The organism is Sphingomonas sp. CROZ-RG-20F-R02-07 (assembly GCF_022662335.1).
Taxonomy (GTDB): domain Bacteria; phylum Pseudomonadota; class Alphaproteobacteria; order Sphingomonadales; family Sphingomonadaceae; genus Sphingomonas.
In genome coordinates this window covers 1-5,311 of record NZ_JAKNQJ010000038.1, presented here as the reverse complement: position 1 = coordinate 5,311, position 5,311 = coordinate 1, and the positions used below count along the sequence as shown (strand labels likewise).

Below are 5,311 nucleotides of genomic sequence, written 5' to 3'. Positions count from 1 at the left end.
TGCTGCTTGGGGGCCGCGACGAGGTGAGCAGCCCCCACCGGGTGGTCCGGGTAGATAGTTAGTGCATTGTCGTCTCCGCCGCCATTGCCGGGCGTAGGTGGAGCGAAGCGGAACCGGAGGCCGGCAATGGCGGTGTCGCCGCTTCTGGTGCGGGCGGGCGGTAGCCCAGGCTGCTGTGCGGTCGGACAGTGTTGTAGTGACGCCGCCACGCCTCGATCAGCACCTTGGCTTCGGCGAGGCTGTAGAATATCTCGCCGTTGAGCAGCTCGTCACGCAGCGAGCCGTTGAAGCTCTCGTTGTAGCCGTTCTCCCAAGGCGAGCCCGGTGCGATGTACAGTGTCTTTACGCCGACCTGCCCAAGCCATTTCTGAACTGCGGTAGCGATAAACTCGCTGCCGTTATCCGACCTGATATGCGCTGGCGGACCCCGTGCGATGAACAGATCGGCAAGCGCTGCCAGCACGTCTTCGTGCCGAAGCTGGCGGGCGACGATCAGTGCGAGACATTCCCTGCTGGCCTCGTCGATGATGGTAAGGATGCGGAACTTGCGCCCGTCGTGCGTTCGCGCTTCGACAAAATCGTATGCCCAGACATGCCCTGGATACTCGGGCCGCAGCCGGCTGCACGAGCCATCGTTCAGCCACAGCCGGCCACGCTTAGGTTGCTTCTGCGGCACCTTGAGGCCTTCGCGCCGCCAAATCCGCTCCACCCGCTTGTGGTTCACCGACCAGCCCGCCGCATGCAGCAGCGCTGTCACCCGGCGATAGCCGTAGCGCCCGTACTGCTTGGCCAGCGCGACGATGTCGTCGGTCAGTGCCTCTTCGTCATCTGCCCCGCACGGCACCTTGCGCTGCGTCGACCGATGCTGCCCGAGCACACGGCACACCCGTCGCTCAGATACGTCCAGCACCTCTTTCACCTGGTCGATGCACCGCCGACGTCGCGCGGGGCTTAGAAGTTTCCCCGTGCCGCCTCCTGCAGGATCAGCTTGTCCAGCGTCAGGTCCGAGATCGCACGGCGCAGCCGCAGGTTCTCCTTCTCTAGATCCTTCATCCGCCGCGCCTGATCCGTCTTCAGGCCGCCGTACTCCTTGCGCCAGCGGTAATACGTCTGCTCACTGACCGCGATGCGCCGGCACGCCTCAGCAGTCGTGCTCCCTTGGCCTAGCATGATCTCGACCTCACGCAGCTTGCCGATGATCTCCTCGGGCTTGTGCTTCTCGGCAGGCATTAGTCGTCCCTTCCTTGATCCAGACTGTCATAGTCGATGGACCACTCAGAAGGGGGCAGCTCAAACTTGGCCTTATCACGCGTCCGGGCTTTGCCTGAGATCGTATCCATAAGCGTTATCGGGAGTGACGCTGTTTGTTCGATCACCGCATCCACTGCTCACGATTGGGACATGGACTCGCGTTCGTCGCGTGCGTGCTGCTTCCCGGCGTCGCTCAGGCTCATGTGAAGTGGTTCTGCGGCCCCATCGACCCGTCGCTTCCCCCGGCGCCGCTGCAGCAGGTGCTATCGCAGCTGTTCTTCACCTGCCTGGCCGGGTTCGCGACGCTGGTGGCGTTCGGCGGCGGCTGCGACGCATTTCTCGCTCGCGTCATGCCAGTCCCTCGGGAGGGCGATCGGCGAGGCGTCGTCGTTGACCTGATCGTCCGCGTCGGCTTGCCGTCTACGCGGTGTGCCTCTGGCGCGAACTGGCAGTCGTGCTCTGGGCGGACAATGCGACGGGATCTGTGCTGACACCGGAGATGATCAATCGCGATCACCTAGTCGGCCTGCTACAACTCGCGATCGCCGCGATGGTGCTGATACCGCGCCTGTCGGTGGCAGCCGCCGTTGGACTGCTCATGCTGTACGGCATCGGCGTCGTGCGGTTCGGCCCGTTCTACATGATCGACTACCTCTTCTTCGTCGGGCTGGCGCTCTACGTCGCGCTTGGCCAGCCGGCGTTGCGACGTCACTTGTGTCTGGCATCGTGGCGGGTGTCGATCCTCACGGCCAGCCTCAGCCTCAGCCTGATGTGGACGGCGGTCGAGAAGTTCCTGTTCCCGCAATGGACGATCGCCGTCCTGCTGCGGCATCCCAGCGTGACGGCAGGCTTCCCGTTTCCGTCGGTCACAACGATCGCCGGGTTCGTCGAGTTCAGCCTGTCGTTCTACCTACTGGTCGGTCGCGCGGTCTTGGTCCGGGTCGCTGCGGTCCTGCTCGCCGGCGTCTTTGTCATAGCGATGCCGGAGTTCGGCATGGTCGACGTCGTCGGCCACATCCCTGTGCTCATCATCCTCGTCGCGACCCTGCTGCAGGGCGAGACCCGCCTCCAGCTCTGGTTTCGCGGACGGAAGGCCGGTCTGCTGGCGTCGGGTGCTGCAGTCGCACTTCGCTATGTCATCGTCCTGATGATCTTGATGTCGCTTTACTACGGATTGCACGCCGCATCGGTCTGGGCGGAAGGCAAGCCGGTCAAGCTGAGCCAGCCGTCCCCGGCTGGCGCGAGAACAACAGGATCATAGGAGATTGATTTACGGCTAGGTCTGTTACTCGAGCGCGAACCGGACGGCGTTTTCAGGTTTGAAGCTCAGTATAGCTGTCGCGTCCTGCCTCGCGACCGCCACGACCCATAAGTCGCCATTCAGCGCACAGGTCTATCTCCTAGCTTCGGTTGCTCGTTCACATGCCGTCGAACCAATTGGCTGTGCCCATGCAATGACGCTATGCCGCCGCCATGCGCGCTTGGACCATGAATTCGTTGAAGTGGGTTGGGGCGCTGCTGATCCTGCTAGGGATCCTGATTGCCGCGGGATTGGCCGCCTGGGAGCCGCTGACCGCAAGCCGCGCGGCACCGCCGCCGCCCCATCGCTACGACACGGTGATCGCGCGCGATCGGTGGGGGGTGCCCCATATCTTCGGTCGAACCGATCCCGACGTTGCCTACGGCATCGGCTATGCCCATGCCGAAGACGATTTCGCCACGCTGCAAGAGGTTATGGCGATGACCCGCGCTCGCCTGGGCGCCATCACGGGCGCTGCGGGAGCGAAAACGGACTACGTCGTCCACCTGCTCGGTGCGCGGGCAACTGTGGACCGCGATTATGACCGACAACCCTCCGACGTGCGGGCATTGCTCGATGGCTATGCCAGCGGCCTCAACCTCTACGCCGCGCGTCACCCCGAAGAGGTGAAGCTCGCGCGGCTGTTCCCCGTCAACGGTCGAGACGTTGCGGTCGGCTTCGTGGTCCGTTCGCCCTTCTTCTTCGGACTAGAAAACGTGCTCGGCGCATTGGCCGACGCCAAGCCGTTGCCAGCTGAGAGCGCTGGACGGACACCCGACGCTCCGGACGTGACGCCGGTGGGACCAAGCGGGATCGAGGCCGGCTCCAATGCCTTTGCGATTAGCCCATGGCGATCGAGCGACGGTACGACGCGGCTGGTGTCGAACGCGCACCAGCCCTGGCGCGGCGGCGTCGCCTGGTACGAGCTGGTCGTCCATTCTGGCCAGGGCTGGAACTTCGCCGGCGCGACGTTCCCAGGTGCACCTTATCCGCTGCTGGGCCACGGAACCTCGCTCGGCTGGACCAACACCGTCGACCGGCCCGACCTTACCGACATCTACCGGCTGACACTTAACGAAGCCGGCAATGCTTATCGCTTCAACGGACGCTGGCGACCGATCGAGGCGCAGCGCGTATGGCTGCCGGTGAAACTATGGGGGCCGTTCGTGCTCCCCGTTCCCAAGACGGTTCATCGCGCCATCCAGGGTCCGGTCATCGAGAACCGTAAGGGTGCCTTCGCGATCCGCTACGCAGGCGCGGACCAGATGGGGATGGTCGAGGAGTATTACCGCCTGCAGCGCGCGCGCGACTGGCGCGAGTGGAGCGCTGCGCTGGCGATGCAGGCGGTGCCGGCCACCAACTTCGTCTATGCCGATGCGACGGGGCGGATCGCGCATATCTACAACGCCGCCTTCCCAAACCGGCGGCCGGGCTTCGATTACGCCCGCGTTCTGCCCGGCGACACGAGCGCCGACTACCAGCCGGGCACCGTCCCGTGGCGCATGGTGCCGCAGCATGTCGACCCGCCGTCGGGCTTCCTCGTCAACGCCAACAGCACGCCGTTCCAGGCGGCGGGGATCGGCTCCGAGCTTGACCCGCGCGCCTTTTCGCCGCTGCTCGGCATCGAGACGGATACCACCAACCGCAGCACCCGCGCGCTCGAATTGTTCGGCGCCCACGCGCGGATCGGCGAGCGGGAGTTGGAAGCGATCAAGTACGACACCGTCGTCAGCCGCCGCAGCTGGGCGGCGCGCTGGATTGCCGACTTGGTCCGGGCAAATCCGCGCGGTGACCGGCGGATTGCCACCGCACAGGCGCTGCTTGGACGGTGGGACTGGAGCTTCGATGGCCATCATCCCGGACAGGCACTGGCCGCGCTGCTGATGCGGACGGGGCAGAAGTGGCATTATCAGCGCGAGCCCGAGAGCGATCCTCGGAAAGCGCTACTTGAGGCAAGCGCCTACCTCATGCGCGTCTTTCACCGACTGGACCCGCCGCTTGGCGCGATGCTGCGGCTACGGCAGGGACGCGTTGATCTGCCGCTCGACGGTGGCCCCGACGTGCTGCGCGCGATGGCATTGTGGGACGAAGCGCCCGATGGCCGGCTGGCGGTGCGTGACGGCGACAGCTTCGTCATGTTCATGGCGTGGGATCAACAGGGCCGGGTCTCATCCCGTTCAATCCAACCGTTCGGCACGGCAACGACGCGCCCGAACTCGCCCCATTACACCGATCAGGCTCCGCTATTCGCCGCACACCGCACAAAGCCGGTCCTGTTCACCCGCGCGCAGCTTCGCGGCAACGTTGAGCGGATTTACCGACCTTAGCGGTGCGACAATCGCGTTAGCCCCATTCTCAGACGCTCAGAGGCTCTTTCGGACTCCCCAACTTCGGCCGCCCGTTCATGTTGCGGTAGCGGCAGTCGGAGCGGCAAGGTTTGGGACTTACCCGCCGTTCCCTCGGGGGCTGCTGAACGGCAGCTCGCAGCAAAAGCGGACGAAAGTAATCAAGGCGGCTGGCCCTTCGGCGATCGTTAAGTATTGCTCGTCGGCTTGCGACCATGATCCGTGGAGGGGCCGACACCTGCCGCGAGCGCAATCCGCAGCAGCTCCGTCAAGGTGTTCGCATTGAGGCGGTTCATTACCTGAGCGCGATGGAGCTCCACCGTGCGCGGACTGATTCCGAGCTTCTGCGCGATCGACTTGTTTGTCCCGCCTTCGACCAAACCGACGAGCACCTCGCGCTCTCGCGGCGTCAGCC

The 5,311-nt window shown here is 64.7% G+C and carries 4 protein-coding genes; 2 read left to right on the top strand and 2 right to left on the bottom strand.

Annotated features, from left to right (window positions below; genetic code table 11):
- Window positions 1–58: 58 nt before the first annotated feature.
- A protein-coding gene (locus L8H00_RS18525) for an IS3 family transposase (protein WP_242098812.1) occupies window positions 59–1,230 on the bottom strand; the annotation gives its coding sequence in 2 pieces (ribosomal slippage) (window positions 59–966 and window positions 966–1,230; 1,173 coding nt in all).
- A 520-nt stretch (window positions 1,231–1,750) separates the two neighbouring features.
- Here L8H00_RS18525 and L8H00_RS18520 point away from each other — a divergent pair.
- Entirely contained in the window at window positions 1,751–2,512 is a 762-nt protein-coding gene (locus L8H00_RS18520; RefSeq protein ID WP_242098810.1) for a hypothetical protein, read from the top strand.
- A gap of 227 nt (window positions 2,513–2,739) precedes the next feature.
- Window positions 2,740–4,878: a penicillin acylase family protein gene (locus tag L8H00_RS18515; RefSeq protein WP_242098808.1), complete on the top strand. Its 2,139-nt coding sequence runs from the start codon at window positions 2,740–2,742 to the stop codon at window positions 4,876–4,878.
- Window positions 4,879–5,084: 206 nt separating this feature from the next.
- Here L8H00_RS18515 and L8H00_RS18510 read toward each other — a convergent pair.
- A partial coding sequence (locus L8H00_RS18510) for a LuxR C-terminal-related transcriptional regulator (RefSeq protein ID WP_242098806.1) occupies window positions 5,085–5,311 on the bottom strand: 227 nt, incomplete at its 5' end.